Raw genomic sequence first — 19,192 nt, 5'->3', positions numbered from 1 at the left:
CCACCGGCGCGTGCAGCGTGCCGCCGCGCCCACCCGCGCCGCGCCGGGGGTACCTCCCGGGCCCTTGAGGCACTGGGGAGGCACGACTGCCCGCGGCTGGGGAGGGCGAGGCTCCTCCCCAGCGGCACGACAGCGCACGGCCCGGGAGGGCGGGACTCGCCCCAGCGCACGACAGCCCGCACTGGTGCCGGAGGCCGCCCTCAGGGGCGGCACGGCGACACACGTCACAGGTCCGCTGCAACAGAGGGTGGACAGGACGGGGGTGTCGGTGCGGCCTCGTAGACTCGCTGCGTGGACACGACCCTTCAGGACCCTCTGGTCGGGCAGGTGCTCGACGGCCGCTACCGCGTGGACGCGCGGATCGCGGTCGGCGGGATGGCCACGGTCTACCGGGCCGTCGACACCCGCCTCGACCGCATCCTCGCGCTCAAGGTGATGCACCCCTCCCTGGCCGCCGACGCCTCCTTCGTCGAGCGGTTCATCCGCGAGGCCAAGTCCGTCGCCCGGCTGGCCCACCCGAACGTTGTGCAGGTCTTCGACCAGGGCACCGACGGGGCGTACGTGTATCTGGCGATGGAGTACATCGCCGGCTGCACCCTGCGCGATGTGCTGCGCGAGCGCGGGGCCCTCCAGCCGCGGGCCGCGCTGGACATCCTGGAGCCGGTGCTGGCCGCGCTCGGTGCCGCGCACCGGGCCGGGTTCGTGCACCGGGACATGAAGCCCGAGAACGTGTTGATCGGGGACGACGGCCGGGTCAAGGTCGCCGACTTCGGGCTGGTCCGCGCGGTGGACTCGGTGACGAACACCACGGGCACCGTGCTGGGCACGGTCTCGTACCTGGCCCCGGAGCAGATCGAGAACGGCGTCGCCGACCCCCGGGTGGACGTCTACGCCTGCGGCATCCTGATGTACGAGATGCTGACCGGCGAGAAGCCTCACGACGGGGAATCCCCCGCGATCGTGCTCTACAAGCATCTGCACGACGACGTGCCGCCGCCGTCGGCCGCCGTGCCCGGTATGGCGTACGAGCTGGACGAGCTGGTGGCGTCGGCGACCGCGCGCAACCCCGGGCTGCGCCCGCACGACGCGGTGGCGCTGCTCGCGCGGGCCCGCGACGCACGCGGCCGGCTCACCGGCGAGCAACTCGACGCGGTGCCGCCGCAGGCGCTGATGTCGGAGCACGATCACCACGACAACACGGACGACCGTACGAGCGTCATCCCGCGCGGGCTCAGCTCTCCCACGCCCGGCTTCGCTCGCGCGGGGGGACCCCCGTCCCACCCGCTGCCGGTCAACGAGGACGACGGCGCGGACCGTGGACATCACACCAGCCGGTTCCAGTCACCGCCGCCGCTGCCGCCCCTGCGCCGGACGACGCTGCCGCGCGGTCCGATGGCGGTCGTCGTCGCCGTGCTGCTGGTCCTCGGGCTCGGCGCGGGTGTGTGGTACATCAACTCCGGCCAGTTCACCAAGGTCCCGCCGCTGCTGGCGAAGACGGAGCAGGAGGCCCGGGACCGGCTCGCGGACGCCGGGCTGGACGTGGGCCAGGTGGAGGAGGCGTACAGCGACACGGTGGAGCGGGGCAAGGTGATCGGCACCGACCCGAAGGCCGGCGCGCGCATCCGGGGCAATGGCTCGGTGTCGCTGACCCTCTCCCGGGGCCCGCAGACCGTGCGGGTGCCCGACCTCGACGGCTACGCGCTGGACAAGGCACGCTCGCTGCTGGAGGACGAGGGACTGAAGCCGGGCATGGCCACCCGGGAGTTCAGCGACACGGTGCCGGCGGGCTCCGTGATCTCCACGGAGCCCGGCAAGGGCACCAAGGTCCGCGCGGACTCCGCGGTGGCGCTGACCGTCAGCAAGGGCAGCCCGGTGGACCTGCCCGACGTGACGGGTGACGAGCTGGAGGACGCGCGCGCCGAGCTGGAGGAGGCCGGCCTGAAGGTGGAGGTCGCCGCCGAGCGGGTCAACTCCGAGCACGACGCGGGCGAGGTGGCCCGGCAGAGCCCCGCGCCCGGCCAGCAGGCCGCGGAGGGCGACACCGTGACGCTCACCCTGTCCAAGGGCCCGGAGATGGTCGAGGTGCCGGACGTGGTCGGCGACCGTGTGGGCGACGCCAAGGAGCGGCTGGAGGGCGCCGGCTTCCGGGTGGAGGAGGACCGCGGGCTGTTCGGCCTGTTCGGTGACACCGTCAAGAGCCAGTCCGTGGACGGCGGCGACACCGCGCCCAAGGGTTCGACGATCACCATCGAGATCCGCTGACGGGAGGGGGCCGGACGGGGGACGCGCGCGCTCATGTCACCCTTGACGCGTGAAGAGTCACCCGTCCGGCCCCTACCGCAATCCGATCGGCGGTCACGTTCCCGTGGCCGGCGGCCTGCATTCCGTCGGCCTGTCCTACGCCCGTGAGCTGGGCGCCGAGACCGTGCAGGTTTTCGTCGCCAATCCGCGCGGCTGGGCCACCCCGGCCGGCAACCCGAGGCAGGACGAGGCGTTCCGCGCGGCCTGCGCGGAAGGGTCCGTCCCGGCGTATGTGCACGCCCCGTATTTGATCAACTTCGGGTCCCACACCGAGGCGACCGTGGAACGGTCGGTGGAATCGCTGCGGCATTCACTGCGGCGCGGCCGGGAGATCGGCGCGCTGGGTGTGGTGGTGCACACGGGCAGCGCCACCGGTGGACGGGAGCGGCCGGTGGCCCTGCGGCAGGTACGGGAGCGCCTGCTGCCGCTGCTCGACGAGCTCACCCATGACGACGACCCGTTCCTGCTGCTGGAGTCGACCGCCGGCCAGGGTGCCTCGCTGTGCTCACGGACCTGGGACTTCGGGCCGTACTTCGAGGCGCTGGACGCCCACCCGAAGCTGGGTGTCTGCCTGGACACCTGCCATGTCTTCGCGGCCGGCCACGATCTGACCGGGCCGAGCGGGATGCGTCAGACGCTGGACCTGCTGGTGGACACGGTCGGCGAGGGACGGCTGAAACTGATCCACGCCAATGACTCGATGGACGTGGTCGGCGCGCACAAGGACCGGCACGCCAACATCGGCGCCGGGCACATCGGCGAGGATCCCTTCCGGGCTCTGATGGTGCACCCGGCGACCGAGGGCGTACCGCTGGTCATCGAGACGCCCGGTGGCAGGGAGGGGCACGCAGCGGATGTGGAGCGGCTGAAGAAGCTCCGGGAATCCTGAGCGGACCCGCAGGTCAGAGCTCGGGCCCTTCCCCGGGCTCCTCCTGGTAGGAGTAGCGCTGCTCTTTCCAGGGGTCGCCGACGTTGTGGTAGCCGCGTTCCTCCCAGAAACCCCGGCGGTCGGTGGTCATGTACTCCACACCGCGCACCCATTTGGGGCCCTTCCAGGCATACAGATGGGGGACGATCAGCCGCAGCGGGAAGCCGTGCTCGGCGGTCAGCAGCTCGCCGTCCTTGTGGGTGGCGAACAGGGCGCGCTCGGACATGAAGTCCTCGAGCCGCAGGTTGGAGCTGAATCCGTACTCCGCCCACACCATCACATGGGTGACATCGGGCGCGGGCGGTGCGATGTCCACGAGGGTGCGCGCCGGGATTCCGCCCCACTCGGCACCGGTCATGCTGAACTTGGTGACGCAGTGCAGATCGGCCACGACGGTGGCGTACGGCAGAGCCGTGAACTCCTCGTGGTTCCAGCAGTGCTTCTCACGGTCGGCGGTGGCGCCGAAGACCCGGAACTCCCATCGCTCGGGCCGGAACCTGGGGACCGGCCCGTAATGCGTGACCGGCCAGCCCTTCTGCAGTCGCTGCCCCGGCGGGAGCTCAGGATGCGCCGCTCCTCGTGATGCGCGCTCCCCCGATTCGCGTTCCGCCGGCTGACCCATGTCTCCATCCTGACAGACCGGGGGCGATGCCCCTGAACCGGGCCCGGCAGATTCGGACAATACGCGGCGGACCGCACTAAGCATGTACTTACTTAGTAAGTCAACACTTACTGGACGATCTTCCGCACCGGTGCAATCATGCGCCCCAACCTGCCAGTTCCCCGCGCGGAAGGAGCCCATGCGATGCAGGGCGACCCCGAGGTCATCGAATTCCTGAACGAGCAGCTGACCGCCGAGCTCACGGCGATCAACCAGTACTTCCTGCACTCGAAGCTGCAGGACCACAAGGGCTGGACGAAACTCGCCCGGTACACGCGCGCCGAGTCCTTCGACGAGATGCGCCACGCGGAGGTACTCACCGACCGCATCCTGCTGCTCGACGGCCTGCCGAACTACCAGCGGCTGTTCCACGTCCGGGTCGGGCAGACCGTCACCGAGATGTTCCAGGCCGACCGGGAGGTCGAACTCGAGGCGATCGACCGGCTGCGCCGCGGGGTGGAGGTCATGCGCAACAAGAACGACATCACGTCGGCCAACATCTTCGAGGCCATCCTGGCCGACGAGGAGCACCACATCGACTACCTCGACACCCAGCTGGAACTGATCGAGAAACTGGGCGAGGCGCTCTACCTGTCGACGGTCGTCGAGCAGTCCCAGCCCGACGCCTCAGGCCCGGGAACGGGCGGCTTCTCGACGGAGTAGCGCGAGGCAGGGGCGCTGCCTAGGCGGCTTCCGGAAGCTCCGTGGTGAGCGGCGGCTCGCCCTGGTCGACCAGTTGCCGGCGGGGACAGGAACCGCGGCCGAGCAGTGCCTGGATGCGGCGCACACAGCCGCCGCAGTCCGTGCCGGCCTTGCAGGCGGAGGCGATCTGCCGGGGCGTGCACGCCCCGGCCTCCGCGTGTCCCTTCACCTGTTCCTCGGTCACGCCGAAGCAGCTGCAGACGAACACGCGGGTCACCTCCCGACGAAGTGCTGGGTCGAGCCATACCGACCCCTGATCGGTGAGGCTAACCTAACCTTACCTGCCGCCCGGAGGGCACAAAAGAGGGGTGGGGCGCGATCCGATGTGATACGCGCCCCACCCCTGCCGCCGTGTCACCGGCCGGTCCCGCTACTGGTCGCGGTACATCTCCGCAACGAGAAACGCCAGGTCCAGGGACTGGCTGCGGTTGAGCCGGGGGTCACAGGCCGTCTCGTAGCGCTGGTGCAGATCGTCGACGAAGATCTCGTCGCCGCCGCCCACGCACTCGGTGACGTCGTCACCCGTGAGCTCCACGTGGATGCCGCCCGGGTGGGTGCCGAGCTCCTTGTGGACCTCGAAGAAGCCCTTCACCTCGTCGAGCACGTCGTCGAAGCGGCGGGTCTTGTGCCCGGAGGCCGCCTCGTAGGTGTTGCCGTGCATCGGGTCGGTGATCCAGGCGACGGTGGCGCCGGACGCCGTGACCTTCTCGACCAGCTCGGGGAGCTTGTCGCGGATCTTGTCCGCGCCCATGCGGACGATGAAGGTCAGCCGGCCGGGCTCACGCTCGGGGTCGAGACGCTCGATGTACTGCAGCGCCTCCTCGGCCGTCGTGCTCGGGCCGAGCTTGACGCCGATCGGGTTGCGGATCTGCGAGGCGAACTCGATGTGCGCGTGGTCCAGCTGCCGGGTGCGCTCACCGATCCACACCATGTGCGCGGAGACGTCGTACAGCTGCCCCGTGCGCGAGTCCACGCGGGTCAGCGCCGACTCGTAGTCCATCAGCAGCGCCTCGTGCGAGGAGAAGAACTCGACGGTCTTGAACTCCTCCGGCTCCGCGCCGCAGGCCTGCATGAAGTTCAGCGCCTGGTCGATCTCGCGGGCGAGCTGCTCGTAGCGCTGGCCGGACGGGGACGACTTCACGAAGTCCTGGTTCCAGGCGTGCACCTGGCGCAGGTCGGCGTAACCGCCGGTGGTGAAGGCGCGCACCAGGTTCAGCGTGGAGGCCGACGCGTGGTACATGCGCTTCAGCCGCTCGGGGTCCGGGATCCGGGCCGCTTCGGTGAAGTCGAACCCGTTGACGGAGTCGCCCCGGTAGGTGGGCAGCGTCACCCCGTCGCGGGTCTCGGTCGGCTTGGAGCGCGGCTTGGAGTACTGGCCCGCGATCCGCCCGACCTTCACCACGGGCACGGACGCGGCGTACGTGAGCACGGCCCCCATCTGCAGGAGCGTCTTGAGCTTGCTGCGGATGTGGTCGGCGGACACCCCGTCGAATGCCTCGGCGCAGTCGCCGCCCTGGAGGAGGAACGCCTCTCCCTTGGCAACGGACGCCATCCGGGCGCGCAGCTGGTCGCACTCGCCCGCGAAGACGAGCGGCGGATACGACTCGAGGTCCGCGATCACTGCGCGCAGAGCCTCGGTGTCGGGGTACTCGGGCTGCTGCGCCGCGGGCAGGTCTCGCCAGGTGTTGCCAGCGCTCGCGCTGGTCTTAGCGTTCACGGTCACGGAACCCACATTACGGGGTCGGATCGGTCGTCCATCGCGGCGCTCAACAAATGAGACAAGGGCCGCACGGCCCGGCGATGCGCTAGGGTCGGGCGCATGTTCGCGCACACGACCCGTAACTGGTGGTGGACCGCTCTCCCGGCGGCCCACTGACTGCGCGTACCCACAGACGTCGCGAAGGCCGCCCGAGGGGCGGCCTTCGGTGTTTCCCGGGGTCGTTCCTCTCCGCTCATGACAGTCCGCTCATGACCGAGACGAAACGAGGAACGTCCACCATGGACCTGGCACAGCTTCCCCACGACGACCGTCCCTTCGCCCTGCTGCGGCGCCGTACTCCGGGCCACGACCACGATGTGGTCGAGCTGCTGATCGGCCCGGTCGGCACCCGCGAGCATCTGGCCGACCTGCCCGACGAGGGCCTGGCGCTCGTCCCCTTCCGCCAGATCCGCGAGCGCGGTTTCGACGTGCGCGACGACGGCACCCCCCTGCTGGTGCTGTCGCCCGAGGAGCGCCACGAGATCCCGCTCGCCGAGGCCCTCGACCGGCTCCCCGCCCATGACGTCCGGGTCGAGGGTGGCGGCTTCGACGTCGGCGACGAGGACTACGCGGAGATCGTCGGCCGGGTGCTCGACGAGGAGATCGGGCGGGGCGAGGGCGCCAACTTCGTGATCCGGCGGACCTACGAGGGTGAGATCCCCGGGTTCGGACGGGCCGACGCGCTGGCGCTGTTCCGGCGGCTCCTCGAGGGCGAACGGGGCGCGTACTGGACGTTCGTCGTGCACACCGGGGACCGGACGCTGGTCGGGGCCAGCCCCGAGGTGCACGTCAGAGCCTCCGGCGGGACGGTCGTGATGAACCCGATCAGCGGGACCTACCGCTACCCGGACGGGGGACCGACCCCTGAGCACCTGCTGGAGTTCCTCGCCGACGGCAAGGAGATCGAGGAGCTGTCGATGGTCGTCGACGAGGAGCTCAAGATGATGTGCACCGTCGGCGACATGGGCGGGGTCGTGATCGGCCCCCGCCTGAAGGAGATGGCCCACCTCGCGCACACCGAGTACGAGCTGCGCGGCCGGTCCTCGCTGGACGTGCGCGAGGTGCTGAGGGAGACCATGTTCGCGGCGACCGTCACCGGCTCCCCGGTGCAGAACGCCTGCCGGGTCATCGAGCGGCACGAGGTCGGCGGACGCCGCTACTACGCGGGGGCGCTGGCGCTGATCGGCCGGGACGAGGGCGGCGCCCAGACCCTCGACTCCCCCATCCTCATCCGCACCGCCGACATCGACGCGGCCGGGCGGCTGCGGGTGCCGGTCGGGGCCACGCTGGTGCGCGGCTCGGACCCGGCGGGTGAGGTGGCGGAGACCCACGCCAAGGCGGCCGGGGTGCTGGCCGCGCTGGGGGTGCGCCCCGGGCGCCCGCGCGAGGAGTCCGTACGGCCGGGGCTGGCCGACGACCCGCGGGTGCGGACGGCGCTGGACGGGCGCCGGTCCTCGCTGGCGCCGTTCTGGCTGCGGATGCAGGAGCGGTCCGACGCCCTCACCGGGCACGCCCTGATGGTCGACGGGGAGGACACCTTCACCGCGATGCTCGCCCATGTGCTGCGCGCCGCCGGACTGGACGTGACCGTACACCGGTATGACGAGCCGGGCCTGCGCGAGACGGTCCTGGCGCACGAGGGCCCGCTGGTACTGGGCCCCGGTCCGGGCGACCCCTCCGACACGGAGGACCCGAAGATGCGCTTCCTGCGCGAGCTGACCGCCGGCGTCCTGCGGGACAACCGGCACGGCGTCCTCGGCGTCTGTCTCGGCCACGAGCTGATCGCGGCCGAGCTGGGCCTGGAGATCGTACGCAAGGAGGTCCCGTACCAGGGGGCGCAGACGGAGATCGACCTGTTCGGGCGGCCGGAGACGGTCGGCTTCTACAACAGTTTCGTGGCGCACTGCGACGACGACACCGCGCGGGAGCTGGCCGAGCACGGTGTCGAGGTGAGCCGCACGGCCGACGGTGAGGTGCACGCGCTGCGGGGGCGCGGGTTCGCCGGGGTGCAGTTCCACCCCGAGTCGGTGCTGACCCTGAACGGCGCGGCGGTGGTGCGGGATCTGATGGGTCAGCTCCGCGGCACCAGCACGTTCTCGGAGCGCCGGCCCGCGGTGTAGTCGAGGACGTTGTTCACGGTGGTCTCGACGATCTGCCCGACGGCGTCCTCGGTGTAGTAGGCCTGGTGGGAGGTCACCAGGACGTTGGGGAAGGTGACCAGGCGGGCCAGTGTGTCGTCGTCGACGGCCTCCAGGGACTTGTCGAGGAAGAACAGCCCCGCCTCCGCCTCGTACACGTCCAGGCCGACGCCCGTGAAGCGGCCCTCGCGCAGTTCGGCGACGAGGGCCGCCGTGTCGACGAGGCCACCGCGGCTGGAGTTCACCAGGATCGCGTCGTCCCGCATCGTCTTCAGGGCGTCGGCGTCGATGAGGTGCTGGGTCGCGGGGAGCAGCGGGACGTGCAGGCTGATCAGGTCGGACTCGGCGAGAAGCTGCTCCTTGGGGACGTAGGTCATGCCGAGTTCCCGACAGGCGGGGTTCTCGGCGACGTCCCAGCCGAGCAGCCGCATGCCGAAGCCGTGGGCGATCCGGGCGAACGCCTCGCCGATCTTCCCGGTGCCGACGACGCCGGCGGTACGGCCGTGCAGGTCACGGCCCATCAGTCCGTCGAGCCGGAAGTCGAAGTCGCGGGTGCGGGTGGAGGCCCGGACGATCCGGCGGTTGACGGCCATGGCGAGGGTCCAGGCGAACTCGGCGACCGAGTAAGGGGAGTAGAACGAGACCCGGGCGACCGTCAGGCCGAGCCGTTCGGCGACCTCCAGGTCGATGTTGTTGAAGCCGGTGGAGCGCTGGGCGACCATCCGGGTGCCGCCGGCCGCGAGGTCGGAGAGCACCTCGGCGCCGAGGTCGCAGTTGACGCTGGTGGAGATGATCTCGTGGCCGGCGGCGATGGGAGCGGTGTCGGTGTTGAGGAAGACGTCCACTCCGCGCACCGGGTGGTGGCCCGCGAAGGCCCGCTCGACCAGGGGCTTCTCGTCCGCCTGCACGCCGAACGCCAGGATTTCCACGGGTTTCCTCCGGAGGGTCTGTGCGGGTTCATTGCCGTACCGGCGAATATACGGGCGAATATACGGGTGATCTTGGGCCGTTCGGGGCAGGCACGGGGACGGCCTACTCGTCGTCGAGGCCGCGCTCTATGGCGTAACGGACGAGTTCCACGCGGTTGTGCAGCTGGAGCTTGCCGAGGGTGTTCTGTACGTGGTTCTGCACGGTGCGGTGGGAGATGACGAGCCGTTCGGCGATCTGCTTGTAGCTCAGGCCCTTGGCGACCAGGCGCAGCACCTCGGTCTCGCGTTCGGTCAGCCGGGGTGCCCTGGGCCCGCCGTCGGCGGGAGCGGCACCGGCCGGCTCGGAGGCGAGGCGGCGGTACTCGCCGAGGACCAGCCCGGCCAGGCCGGGGGTGAACACCGGGTCGCCGACGGCGGTACGGCGCACCGCGTCCTGAAGGTCCCCGGTGGAGGCCGACTTCAGCAGATAGCCGGTGGCGCCGGACTTCACCGCCTCCAGGACGTCGGCGTGCTCACCGCTGGCGGACAGGACGAGCACCCGGACGGCGGGGTTCACGCCGACGACTTCCTTGCAGACCTGGACACCGGGCTTGCCGGGCAGGTTCAGGTCCAGGACGAGGACGTCCGGTGCGACGGCCTTGGCGCGGCGCACCGCCTGGTCGCCGTCGCCGGCGGTGGCGACGACCTCGAAACCGGACTCCGACAGGTCGCGGGCGACGGCGTCGCGCCACATGGGGTGGTCGTCGACCACCATGACCTTGATCGGCTCCGTGTGCTTCCCGGTGGTGTCCGTCATCGCTGTTCCGCCTTCCCCCGCGGGTCGTTCATGTTCTTCGTCTCCTTGGGCACCCTCAACTCGACCTCCGTGCCCTGTCCCGGTACCGAGATCAGGTCGGCGCTGCCGCCGAGGTCGCGCAGCCGGCCCCGGATGGACAGGGCCACCCCGAGCCGCCCCTCGCCCTCGGCCTGGGCGAGCCGCCCCTCGGGAATGCCGGGTCCCTCGTCGCGGACGGTGACGATCACCTCGTCCGGTTCGTCCTCGACCAGGATCCACGCACGGGCCCGCTCACCGGCGTGCCGGCGCACATTGTCCAGGGCGGCCCCGACGGCGGCGGCCACCTCCCGCGCGGCGGCCGGCGCCAGCCGCACCGGGGCTCCGGGTTCGGCGAGGCCGACCAGGGCTCCGGCATAGGGGGCGAGGAGGGACCGCAGGTCGACCGGCCCGTCGTCCCCGTCGTCCCCGGTGCCGTCCTCGTCCTGGTCCACAGCGCGTACGACGGCGCCGTGGGCGGTGTCCTCAGAGGCCCGGGAGACCGGTACGAGGCCGCCGGAGACCATGGTGCGCAGGGCCACCTCCTGCTCACCGGCCATCCGGCCCAGCTCAGCGGCCTCACCGCCGATCACCGCGCCGCGCCGCTGCACCATCGCCAGTACCTGGAGCACGCTGTCGTGGATGTCCCGCGCCAGCCGTTCCCGTTCCCGGGTCGCGGCCTCGATCTCCAGGGCGCGGGCGAGGGTGCGCTCGGAGGCGCGGGCGACCTCGACGACGTAGCCGATGGCGATGGAGGCGACCCAGACCAGGATCACGTTGTGCACGGTGTCGCGGGCGGGGCCGCCGCGCTCGATCAGGTTGGCGACGGCGACGAGGGTGGAGGCGAGGGCCGCCCAGCGCCAGCCGCCCTTGAGCGCGAAGGCGAGCACTGATCCGGCGGTCCATATCGACGGCAGGGTGGGGCCGCCCGCGTGGACGCGTTCGGCCGCGTCGGCCACGGGGGTGAGCAGGACGCCGCTGAGCGCGATGGTCAGGTCGGCGGTGAGGAAGCGCTTGGTGCAGGCGGCGGCGCTCGCGACCTTGGGCAGGGTGGCGAGGGTCCACACCACCAGGACGGCGAAGAAGCCGACGGCGAGCCAGGGGCGGGTGAATTCCTCGTACGCGGCGGCGAACAGACCGACCGCGTACGTCATGGCGAGGACCCGGTAGCCGGTCAGCGCGCGCCAGAGCGGCTGCTCGACCGACATGCGCATGACTCTCTCGCGCTTGACCATGTCCCCCACGCCCCCCAACTGCCGCCCGAGCCCCGCCTAGGGACCGGACCGTCTCTCGGTCTGCTCCCGGTCGGGCTGCTCCATCGCGGCCCTCAGCTTCTCGGCCCGTTCCTTCTCCGCGCGGGCGAGGGCGGCCTTGGCCGCCTTCTCCGCTTCCTTCTCGGCCTTCGCCGCCTCCGTGAGCTGCCGCTTCATGGCGGTGGCGTACATGTCGACGTACTCCTGGCCGGAGAGCTTCATGATTTCGTACATGACCTCGTCGGTCACCGCGCGGAGGATGAAACGGTCATGCTCCATGCCCTGGTAGCGGGTGAAGTCCAGCGGCCTGCCGATCCGGATTCCGGGCCGCAACAGCTTCGGCCTGACCTGCCCGGGGGGCTGGATCTTCTCCGTGTCGATCATGGCGACCGGGATCACGGGCGCCCCGGTGGCCAGCGCCACGCGCGCGAGGCCGCCCGGCTTGCCGCGGTAGAGGCGGCCGTCCGGCGAGCGGGTGCCCTCCGGGTAGATCCCGAACAGCTCACCGCGCTCCAGCACCTCTATGCCGCTCCTGATCGCGGCCTCACCGGCGCCACGCGCGCCGGAGCGGTCCACCGGGAGCTGGCCCGCGCCCTTGAAGAAGGCGGCCGTCATCCGGCCCTTCATCCCCGGGGTGGTGAAGTACTCGGCCTTGGCGATGAAGGTGACCTTGCGGTGCAGTACGGCCGGGAGGAAGAAGGAGTCGGAGAACGACAGGTGGTTGCTGGCCAGAATGGCCGGGCCCTCGGCGGGGATGTTCTCCAGGCCCTCCACCCAGGGCCTGAAGGCCAGCTTCAGCGGCCCTCCGATGGCGACCTTCATCGTGCCGTACAACAACCGAGTGCCTCCTGTGTGTGTAGGTCAGACCATATCCCGGAGCGCCGTCAATGGCTCCGACGGCCCTGGTCGGTGTCAGTGCGGTCGCGTACGGTGAAGGTCCTGCAATCCGTGCGCCGCCCGTGCCCCGGCCGTCATGACGCGCCGGCCCCTTTCCATCGCCCCATCGACCCATCGAACAGGAGGCCGAAGGTGTCGGTCCTGCCCGGAGCCGAGCCGTACCGCCACGAGGGCGGGGAGACCGCCGTTCTCCTCTGCCACGGCTTCACCGGTTCGCCGCAGTCGCTCCGCCCCTGGGCGGAGCATCTCGCCGAGCTCGGCCTGACCGTCTCGCTGCCGCTGCTCCCCGGGCACGGCACCCGCTGGCAGGACCTCGGGGTCACGGGCTGGCAGGACTGGTACGCGCAGGTGGACCGCGAGCTGCGGCTGCTCCAGGACCGCTCCGAGCGGCTCTTCGTGGCCGGGCTGTCGATGGGTGGCGCGCTGGCGCTGCGGCTGGCGGCGCGGCACGGTGACGCGGTGAGCGGGGTCATGGTCGTCAACCCGGCGAACAAGGTGCACGGGGTGGCCGCACATGCCCTCCCCGTACTCCGCCACCTCGTCCCGGCGACGAAGGGCATCGCGAGCGACATCGCCAAGCCGCTGAGCAGGGAGCTCGGGTACGACCGGGTACCCCTGCACGCGGCGCACTCCCTGCGGAACTTCTTCCGGCTCGTGGACGGCGAGCTGCCCCAGGTCACCCAGCCGCTGCTGCTGATGCGCAGCCCACAGGACCATGTGGTGCCGCCCGCGGACTCGGCGCGGATCCTCGGCCGGGTGTCGTCGACGGATGTGACGGAGATCCTGCTGGAACAGAGCTACCACGTGGCGACGTTGGACCATGACGCGGAGCGGATCTTCGAGGAGAGCACCGCGTTCATCGGCCGGCTGGCACCCGGCTCCGTCAAGGAGCGGGAGACCGGTCTCGGCAAGGAAGGGACGACCACAGGTGGCTGAACACGACTCGGACCGTGAGGGCCGCGAGCCGGAGGAGAAGGGCGTTCCCATCGACGAGGCCGCCGCGTGGGAGGCGATCGTCTCCGGATACGGCGAGGAGCCGCCAGACCCGCCGGGCGCCAAGCCGTTCAAGTCGATCGAGGACCTGGCGCTGCTGGAGGCCGAGACCAACGACGACGACGGCGACACGAAGACGGCGCCCCGGAAGGCCGAGGACAAGCCGGCCAAGCCTCTGGGGAGCTCCGTCTCCTTCGCCCCCGGCGTCGGCGGCGGCGGTCCTCGCGACTACAGCGTGGCCGAGCCCGCGGAGGAGGACCTCGACGAAACCGACGAGGGCCACTTCGTCCCGCCGGAGCCGCCACCGCTGCCGGAGACCGACGTCACCTCCCGGTTCGCCTGGCTCGGCGTCCTGGGCGGCCCGCTGCTCCTGCTGCTCGCGGTGCTCCTCGGCTGGGAGATGACCTGGTGGCTGACCACCTTGTGCATCGGCGGCTTCCTGGGCGGCTTCGCCACGCTGGTGATGCGGATGCGCACGGACGAGGACGACGAGGACGACCCGGGGCGGGGCGCGGTGGTCTGAGCCCGTCAGGCTGCGGGGACCCGGAGGGCGGCCAGCACCGGCAGATGGTCGGTGGCCGCCGCCAGATCCCGCTCACTCACCCCAGGCTGCTCCAGCGGCACCCCGCAGCCGAGCACCTCGACGCCCTTGGTGACGAAGAGGGCATCGATCCGCCGGTGCGGTGCGTTCCGGGTCCAGGTGTGCTCCCCGCCCCAGGGGGCCCCGGCCCAGCAGTCGGTCAGGGACTCACCGAGCCGCCGGAAGGTCCGCCCGCCCGGCCCCTCGTTCAGATCCCCGCCCGCCACGGCATGCTCCACACTCATCCCGGCCAGCCGGTCGAGCAGCATGCCCCCCTGCTCGTACCGCTCGCGCTTGTCCAGGGACAAATGACAGCTCACCACCCCGAGCCGAGCCCCGCCGAACCGCACAACGGCGGTGGCGAACCCACGCCGGTGCTGCCCCGGAGTAAGCGGCAGCAGCACATCCTCGGTCCGCTCGACGGTCGCCCGCAGCGAACACAGCAGGGCGGGCCCGGCGGCGGTGGCACCCCCGGACAGCATCACCAGCCCGGACTCCGACGCCAGCCGGGCCAGCTTCTTCCGCCACCGGAAGAACCGCGGCGCCTCCTGGACCAGCACCAGATCGGGTGAGCAGGCGCGGATCACCCGGGCGAGCGCGTCGGTGTCGTCCCGCATCGAGCGGACGTTGTAACTCAGCACCCGGACAACGGCCGAACCATCGGATTCGGTACGGGAGTCGGGAAGCAGCGGAGTCGTCGCCATGGGGATCAAGATACGCCGACCCGCACAAACCTGACGCGGGTCAGCGCTCCGGACGGCCCAGGAAGTCACGCCACGCAACCCCGGAGACAACGCACTGCGGCCCGCCCGTCTCCTTGGAGTCCCGCACGTGTACGGCTCCGGGCGCGTGCGCCACCTCCACACAACTGTCGCCCTCGGACCCGCTGTAGCTGCTCTTGAACCAGTCCAACTTGCCGTAGCTGTCCACAGCGTTCCCCATCAACGCCCCACACCGCCAAGGAAGTCCCGCCACGAGGCTGATGAGACAGCGAACCGCGGCCCGTCCTGGGTCTTGGAGTCACGCACATGCACGGCTCCGGGCGCGTATGCCACCTCGACGCAGCTGTCGCCTTGGGACCCGCTGTAGCTGCTCTTGAACCAGTTCAGCTCACTGTTGGCGCTCATAGAGATCCTCGCATTCGCCGCAACAACTCGGCCGAGTCCACCGGGGACAGGGCCTGCGAGCGCATCTTGGCATAACGCATCTGCATCAGGCTGATGTCTTTCGGGACAGAAATCAGCTGGCCGGTCTGTTGCCCTTCCGAGTACCCGAACCACTGGTGCTCCGGTGCTTCCAGGAGCTGCATGGGCCCATCGGTGCCGGCGTGGTGCGGCTGCCGCAGCGGCATGATCTGCAACTCCACGTTCCACAACTCGGTGGACGCGAGGAGATGGCCGATCAGCTCCCGGGTGACGTCCTCACCGCCCGTGTGCCGCAGCAGCACCGACTCCTCGACGATGAAGCTGAACGCGATCGGCGGCCGGCGCCGGAGGAGTTCCTGGCGCGCCAGCCGGGCCGCGATCCGCTGCTCCAGTTGCTCCTCGCTGGGCGGAGGCGGCACGTTGAGCATCACGGCGCGGGTGTACGCCTCGGTCTGGAGCAGTCCCGGCACCACCCGGCACTCGTACGTACACAGGCCGACCGCCACCTCCTCCAGCTGGGCCCACTCCCTGAACCACACCGCCAGCCCGCGCTGCCGCCCGAGGTGCCGGACCATGGCGCGCAACACCCCGAATGCCTCCAGCTCCTCCTCCGCCCGCTCGACGAAGGCGGCGGACGGCATTCGCCGCCCCTGCTCGACCGAAGCGACGGACGCATGGGAGTAGTTGAGCCGCTCGGCGAGCTGCTCCTGTGTCATCAGGGCACGTTCACGGAACGTCTTCAAGGCCGCCCCGAATGCCTTGAGACTGTCGGACGACTCAAGCGTGCTGCCGTTCGCCATGGACGACGACCCCCTTCTCGCGTTACCGGCACGCCTTGCAGCCGTACAACGCGCAGGTGACCGGCCAGGGTTACGCGCCGACCGCCATCACAGCCCGTACAAGCCCCCGTGTACGAGTCTCCCGCATGACGCCTTGGGCTCAGGGCACTCCTCAGTATCGAACGGGTCAGTGCCACTCTCCTGACAGAAAGGCGTCAGCCATCCTCGCTTTCCCGCCTCACCCTTTCCCTCAAAACCTGCCCACAGAACATCCCCGCCCCTATCACAACAACCGTCGGCCCCAGGGTTTGCGCCAATCCCCCTACTGCACCGAAAACAAAATGAGCAACCAACGCGAGAACAGTCAAGGCCAATATAGCCTTGATCAGACCCCTCCACAGACTGGCAGGACTGCTGCGACTCGACGTCAACTGTCCTCCAATGTTCAACGCAGATCAGCCGAACAAGGCCGCTCCTCTGACGATTGACACCACAGCAGAGAGGACCGACACAAAGCCCCATGCAACACGGAGATGGTCAGGCGTGAACCGAGGTCGGGCGGGACCTCCCGGCGTGACCATACCGATGATGCAGTACACCCGGATGGCCTTTCGGTAGTCGAAGGCAATCAGGGCACTAAAGACGGCAACCGCCGCGGCCGACACGAATCGTTCGCGGCTACTTCGGCGGTGCCACCGTCCGCTACGCCTTCAAGTTGGCCACTTGCCACCCTTCACGTGTCAACTACCACCCCGTCGCTTATTCCTCACACTCTGACTCTTTGGGCTCAATATGATCCCCAGAGCGACAGCGAAAAGCACGGGAAGGCTTGTATTCCATGGAGGGCTCAAATCGACACACAGCCAGAAAGCGACGACGATCAACATGATCGACACGAGGATTTTCCAGATACTCACTCTAACCCCCTTCACAGTGCGAACGAGTCAAGCAGTCTCGCGCGCCGACCTTCATCACTCATAGATATCTCGCTTGATGCTCTGCAATTTCCTATCAAGCTTCCAGAGCCTGAACTTAATTCTCACGGTGGATTTGAGTTGCATGACGTAAGGGCTACCACCGATCTTGGCCGCGACCCCACTTCCAATCGCTCCCGTGCCACCAGCCCACAATGCACCTTCCACTGTCGAGTGCTCTCCATTTGCAACCCAATAGGCAGTGACACCTGCACCAATACCGACTGCTACACCGCAGATAATTGATGCACCACAAAGTGCTCCCCCCGCAAAACCAGCGACGCCGATAAGAGCCGCACCTATCTCTTTTCTATGGCCCCAAACAGAACCAGCGGCATCTGCGACGGCCGATGCGGCCTTTCCTCCAGTGGCATTCCAGACACCTTCAAAGAAATTCTCGTCCTTCTTGTTCTTCTCAGCCTGTCCTTTCGCAAACGCTATATCTGCTAGTCGGCGTTCTTCCCGGTACGCGGCAATGTATTCGTTCTGGGCAGCGGATGTGGTCTGGCCGTAGGAGTTGCGGCCGAGGTGTCCGTAGGAGTTGAAGCGACCCTTGGACGGGTCGGCTTTGATGCGCTTCTTGCTTCCCGGGGTCCAGGGTACGTAGGAACCCGAGTTGCCGGGGCTGCCTGGGTTTCCACCTGAGACAGCAGTATTGACCTTGCGTTTGGGCTTGGGGAGTCCTCCGCCGCAATCAATCTCTCTCCGCGAACATTCTGCGATGGCTTCTCCGGTCGGGTCGGAGAAGGTGGCGGGGTTGTTGCTTCCGTACGTGTACGGGTTGTGCTGGCTGGGGTCATCGGTGATGAGGAGGGGGTCGACGGAGATGAAGCGGCCCAGGGACGGGTCGTACTCGCGGGCGCCGAGGTGGGTGTAGCCGGTGGGGTCGGTGGTGCCGCCGACGAAGCCGCGGTCACCGGGCCACGAGCTGCTGCCTGTGGTGGAGCGAGGGGCGCCGAAGGGGAGTTGTTTGCGGCGGGTGACCGCCTGTGCGGCGCCCATGGTGATGGCGATGAGTGCGGTGCCCTTGTGGTCACTGAAGAGGAAGGAGAAGCCGGCGCTGGTGCGGACCGCGACGGTTTCACCACCGTGCGTGTAGTAGCGGGTGGCGGTCTTCGCCCCGGCCGCGGTGATCTCGAGTTCGTTGCCACCGGGGAGGTAGGCGGTGGTGGAGCCGTCGGCGTTCCTGGCAAGCATGCGGTTGCCGTCGGAGTCGTAGACGTACTCCGTGGTCTTGCCGTCCTCAACGATCTTGGCCAGGTGGCCTTCCGCGTCCCAGGCGAGGTCTTGGGTGCGCGGGCCGCCGGTGCGCTTGGCGGTGTTGCCGACGTCGTCGTAGGTGAAGGTTTCCGTTGTGCCGTTGTCCGCTCCGCCGGTGGTGGAGATGGAGCGCAGGGCGTGCGGACGGGCCTCGCCTGCCTTGCCCGCGGTGTAGGTGCGGGTGACGTCCGTCGTCTCGGTACCGGTGGCGTGCTGGACTTCCTTGGTCCGGTTGCCCGCCTCGTCATAGGTGTAGGAGTGCCAGTACGCGTCCGGGCCGCCCACCGTGCTCGCCGTAGGGGCGGCCGTGCAGTCGTCGGTGGCTGCCTTGGTGGTCCAGGCCTCGGTCATCCGGCGCAGGGCATCCAGGGTGAAGCATTGGGTGTCCGTGACGGCTGCCGCGTCCTGACCCGAGGTGCTGGCTATACGGGTGGTGTTGCCGGCTGGGTCGTAGCCGTAGCGGGTGTCCTCCACGCGCAAGGCGACGTCACCGTCGATGGTGGAGCGGGTGAGCTGGCCGGTGTGCTCGTCGAAGTCCTGAGTGCGGTACACCTTCTGGCCGAGGGTGCCGTATTCGGCACGGATCTGACGTCCGTAGACGTCGTATCGGGTGTCGTTGACCAGGACCACTGAGCCGGCGGTCGTCTTCTGCGGGAGGTTGCCCTGTCCGTAGACCGTGGTCTGGCGCTCACTGGGCAGTCCGGCGAGGGCGGGGTGCTTCACCCATTCCGGTATGCCGTTGTACTGGTTGTAGCCGAAGGTCCAGGTGTACGTCCCAGCGGCTGCCCCGTCCGGCACTATCGTGGTGGAGGAGGTGGGTTGGCCGCGGTCGTTGTAGCTGTCGATCTTCGTGGTGTACGCCTTGCCGTGAAGCTTCCCCTTGATCATGGACACCTGGAGACTGGGATCTTGAGGTTCCAGAGGAAGTAGCACCAGGTGGGAAGTAAGTACACGAAGCGGTACACCGAGGAGTTCAAGCGGGACGCGATCGCGCTCGTCGACTCCTCGGGCAAGACGGTCACCGCCGTCGCCCGGGAACTCGGCATCAGCTCCGAGTCCCTGCGCGGCTGGTACCGCCGGGC

General features: G+C 69.3%; 20 protein-coding genes. 8 read left to right on the top strand and 12 right to left on the bottom strand.

The genetic code is table 11. The annotated features are described in order from the left end of the window. Positions 1 to 291: 291 nt before the first annotated feature. Positions 292 to 2,262: a Stk1 family PASTA domain-containing Ser/Thr kinase gene (gene pknB, locus ACZ5C2_RS25245; RefSeq protein WP_468795108.1), complete on the top strand. Its 1,971-nt coding sequence runs from the start codon at positions 292 to 294 to the stop codon at positions 2,260 to 2,262. A gap of 49 nt (positions 2,263 to 2,311) precedes the next feature. Continuing rightward, positions 2,312 to 3,190 (top strand): deoxyribonuclease IV, encoded by an 879-nt coding sequence (locus ACZ5C2_RS25240; protein ID WP_468795105.1) that lies wholly within the window; start codon positions 2,312 to 2,314, stop codon positions 3,188 to 3,190. Positions 3,191 to 3,203: 13 nt separating this feature from the next. On the opposite strand, the gene ACZ5C2_RS25235 is transcribed toward ACZ5C2_RS25240, so the two are convergent. Continuing rightward, the gene (locus ACZ5C2_RS25235; protein WP_468795102.1) at positions 3,204 to 3,851 is read right to left on the bottom strand and encodes a sulfite oxidase-like oxidoreductase; all 648 of its coding nucleotides are present in this window, start codon (positions 3,849 to 3,851) and stop codon (positions 3,204 to 3,206) included. A gap of 183 nt (positions 3,852 to 4,034) precedes the next feature. Between ACZ5C2_RS25235 and bfr the strand changes: the two genes are divergently transcribed. Beyond that, on the top strand, positions 4,035 to 4,553 hold the full coding sequence (gene bfr / locus ACZ5C2_RS25230) for a bacterioferritin (protein ID WP_468795099.1): 519 nt from the start codon (positions 4,035 to 4,037) through the stop codon (positions 4,551 to 4,553). Between the two features lie 19 nt (positions 4,554 to 4,572). On the opposite strand, the gene ACZ5C2_RS25225 is transcribed toward bfr, so the two are convergent. Together ACZ5C2_RS25225 and ACZ5C2_RS25220 are read right to left on the bottom strand one after the other, a co-directional pair. Beyond that, positions 4,573 to 4,809, bottom strand: coding sequence for a (2Fe-2S)-binding protein (locus tag ACZ5C2_RS25225; RefSeq protein ID WP_468795096.1), 237 nt, complete (start codon positions 4,807 to 4,809; stop codon positions 4,573 to 4,575). Positions 4,810 to 4,962: 153 nt separating this feature from the next. Beyond that, positions 4,963 to 6,315, bottom strand: a complete 1,353-nt coding sequence (locus tag ACZ5C2_RS25220; RefSeq protein ID WP_468795093.1) for a class II 3-deoxy-7-phosphoheptulonate synthase — start codon at positions 6,313 to 6,315, stop codon at positions 4,963 to 4,965. Positions 6,316 to 6,411: 96 nt separating this feature from the next. Here ACZ5C2_RS25220 and ACZ5C2_RS25215 point away from each other — a divergent pair, with 96 nt between their 5' ends. Both ACZ5C2_RS25215 and ACZ5C2_RS25210 read left to right on the top strand, forming a co-directional pair. Then, entirely contained in the window at positions 6,412 to 6,468 is a 57-nt protein-coding gene (locus tag ACZ5C2_RS25215; RefSeq protein ID WP_468795468.1) for a trp operon leader peptide, read from the top strand. Positions 6,469 to 6,590: 122 nt separating this feature from the next. Then, entirely contained in the window at positions 6,591 to 8,471 is a 1,881-nt protein-coding gene (locus ACZ5C2_RS25210; RefSeq protein ID WP_468795465.1) for an anthranilate synthase family protein, read from the top strand. On the opposite strand, the gene ACZ5C2_RS25205 is transcribed toward ACZ5C2_RS25210, so the two are convergent. From ACZ5C2_RS25205 to ACZ5C2_RS25190, 4 genes are all read right to left on the bottom strand, one after another. Further along, positions 8,423 to 9,418 (bottom strand): 2-hydroxyacid dehydrogenase, encoded by a 996-nt coding sequence (locus ACZ5C2_RS25205; protein WP_468795090.1) that lies wholly within the window; start codon positions 9,416 to 9,418, stop codon positions 8,423 to 8,425. The genes ACZ5C2_RS25210 and ACZ5C2_RS25205 overlap by 49 nt on opposite strands. Before the next feature lie 103 nt (positions 9,419 to 9,521). Next, positions 9,522 to 10,214 (bottom strand): response regulator, encoded by a 693-nt coding sequence (locus tag ACZ5C2_RS25200; RefSeq protein ID WP_468795087.1) that lies wholly within the window; start codon positions 10,212 to 10,214, stop codon positions 9,522 to 9,524. Continuing rightward, a complete protein-coding gene (gene macS, locus ACZ5C2_RS25195) occupies positions 10,211 to 11,464 on the bottom strand; it encodes a MacS family sensor histidine kinase (protein ID WP_468795084.1) in 1,254 nt (417 codons plus the stop codon). Before macS ends, ACZ5C2_RS25200 begins: the two co-directional genes overlap by 4 nt. 36 nt (positions 11,465 to 11,500) lie before the next feature. Further along, entirely contained in the window at positions 11,501 to 12,304 is an 804-nt protein-coding gene (locus ACZ5C2_RS25190) for a lysophospholipid acyltransferase family protein (RefSeq protein ID WP_468795462.1), read from the bottom strand. 207 nt (positions 12,305 to 12,511) lie between these two features. Between ACZ5C2_RS25190 and ACZ5C2_RS25185 the strand changes: the two genes are divergently transcribed. Together ACZ5C2_RS25185 and ACZ5C2_RS25180 are read left to right on the top strand one after the other, a co-directional pair. Next, positions 12,512 to 13,315, top strand: coding sequence for an alpha/beta hydrolase (locus ACZ5C2_RS25185; protein ID WP_468795081.1), 804 nt, complete (start codon positions 12,512 to 12,514; stop codon positions 13,313 to 13,315). Next, a complete protein-coding gene (locus ACZ5C2_RS25180; protein ID WP_468795078.1) occupies positions 13,308 to 13,895 on the top strand; it encodes a hypothetical protein in 588 nt (195 codons plus the stop codon). The genes ACZ5C2_RS25185 and ACZ5C2_RS25180 overlap by 8 nt, the downstream gene beginning before the upstream one ends. 5 nt (positions 13,896 to 13,900) lie before the next feature. Here the strand turns inward: ACZ5C2_RS25180 and ACZ5C2_RS25175 are convergent, their stop codons facing one another. The 5 genes from ACZ5C2_RS25175 to ACZ5C2_RS25155 all read right to left on the bottom strand — a co-directional run bounded on the left by ACZ5C2_RS25175 (position 13,901) and on the right by ACZ5C2_RS25155 (position 18,998). Then, complete coding sequence (locus tag ACZ5C2_RS25175; protein WP_468795075.1) at positions 13,901 to 14,656, bottom strand: endonuclease/exonuclease/phosphatase family protein; 756 nt, start codon at positions 14,654 to 14,656, stop codon at positions 13,901 to 13,903. Between the two features lie 40 nt (positions 14,657 to 14,696). After that, on the bottom strand, positions 14,697 to 14,894 hold the full coding sequence (locus ACZ5C2_RS25170; protein ID WP_468795071.1) for a DUF397 domain-containing protein: 198 nt from the start codon (positions 14,892 to 14,894) through the stop codon (positions 14,697 to 14,699). Further along, positions 14,894 to 15,079, bottom strand: a complete 186-nt coding sequence (locus ACZ5C2_RS25165) for a DUF397 domain-containing protein (RefSeq protein ID WP_468795068.1) — start codon at positions 15,077 to 15,079, stop codon at positions 14,894 to 14,896. The genes ACZ5C2_RS25170 and ACZ5C2_RS25165 overlap by 1 nt, the downstream gene beginning before the upstream one ends. After that, a complete protein-coding gene (locus ACZ5C2_RS25160) occupies positions 15,076 to 15,897 on the bottom strand; it encodes a helix-turn-helix domain-containing protein (RefSeq protein WP_468795065.1) in 822 nt (273 codons plus the stop codon). The genes ACZ5C2_RS25165 and ACZ5C2_RS25160 overlap by 4 nt, the downstream gene beginning before the upstream one ends. A 950-nt stretch (positions 15,898 to 16,847) precedes the next feature. Beyond that, complete coding sequence (locus tag ACZ5C2_RS25155) at positions 16,848 to 18,998, bottom strand: RHS repeat domain-containing protein (RefSeq protein ID WP_468795062.1); 2,151 nt, start codon at positions 18,996 to 18,998, stop codon at positions 16,848 to 16,850. A 48-nt stretch (positions 18,999 to 19,046) separates the two neighbouring features. Between ACZ5C2_RS25155 and ACZ5C2_RS25150 the strand changes: the two genes are divergently transcribed. Beyond that, positions 19,047 to 19,192, top strand: a 146-nt coding sequence (locus tag ACZ5C2_RS25150; protein ID WP_468795459.1) for a transposase, incomplete at its 3' end; no start/stop codon positions are given.

The organism is Streptomyces sp. NPDC031365 (assembly GCF_055569765.1).
This window is presented reverse-complemented; position numbering and strand designations above follow the sequence as displayed.

What these genes read in the sequence shown, in the direction of transcription:
- ACZ5C2_RS25235 (WP_468795102.1), bottom strand. Translation starts at nt 3,851, where the DNA reads ATGGGTCAGCCGGCGGAACGCGAATCGGGGGAGCGCGCATCACGAGGA.
- bfr (WP_468795099.1), top strand. Translation starts at nt 4,035, where the DNA reads ATGCAGGGCGACCCCGAGGTCATCGAATTCCTGAACGAGCAGCTGACC.
- ACZ5C2_RS25210 (WP_468795465.1), top strand. Translation starts at nt 6,591, where the DNA reads ATGGACCTGGCACAGCTTCCCCACGACGACCGTCCCTTCGCCCTGCTG.
- ACZ5C2_RS25200 (WP_468795087.1), bottom strand. Translation starts at nt 10,214, where the DNA reads ATGACGGACACCACCGGGAAGCACACGGAGCCGATCAAGGTCATGGTG.
- macS (WP_468795084.1), bottom strand. Translation starts at nt 11,464, where the DNA reads ATGGTCAAGCGCGAGAGAGTCATGCGCATGTCGGTCGAGCAGCCGCTC.
- ACZ5C2_RS25190 (WP_468795462.1), bottom strand. Translation starts at nt 12,304, where the DNA reads ATGAAGGTCGCCATCGGAGGGCCGCTGAAGCTGGCCTTCAGGCCCTGG.
- ACZ5C2_RS25175 (WP_468795075.1), bottom strand. Translation starts at nt 14,656, where the DNA reads ATGGCGACGACTCCGCTGCTTCCCGACTCCCGTACCGAATCCGATGGT.
- ACZ5C2_RS25170 (WP_468795071.1), bottom strand. Translation starts at nt 14,894, where the DNA reads ATGGGGAACGCTGTGGACAGCTACGGCAAGTTGGACTGGTTCAAGAGC.
- ACZ5C2_RS25165 (WP_468795068.1), bottom strand. Translation starts at nt 15,079, where the DNA reads ATGAGCGCCAACAGTGAGCTGAACTGGTTCAAGAGCAGCTACAGCGGG.
- ACZ5C2_RS25160 (WP_468795065.1), bottom strand. Translation starts at nt 15,897, where the DNA reads ATGGCGAACGGCAGCACGCTTGAGTCGTCCGACAGTCTCAAGGCATTC.
- ACZ5C2_RS25155 (WP_468795062.1), bottom strand. Translation starts at nt 18,998, where the DNA reads ATGATCAAGGGGAAGCTTCACGGCAAGGCGTACACCACGAAGATCGAC.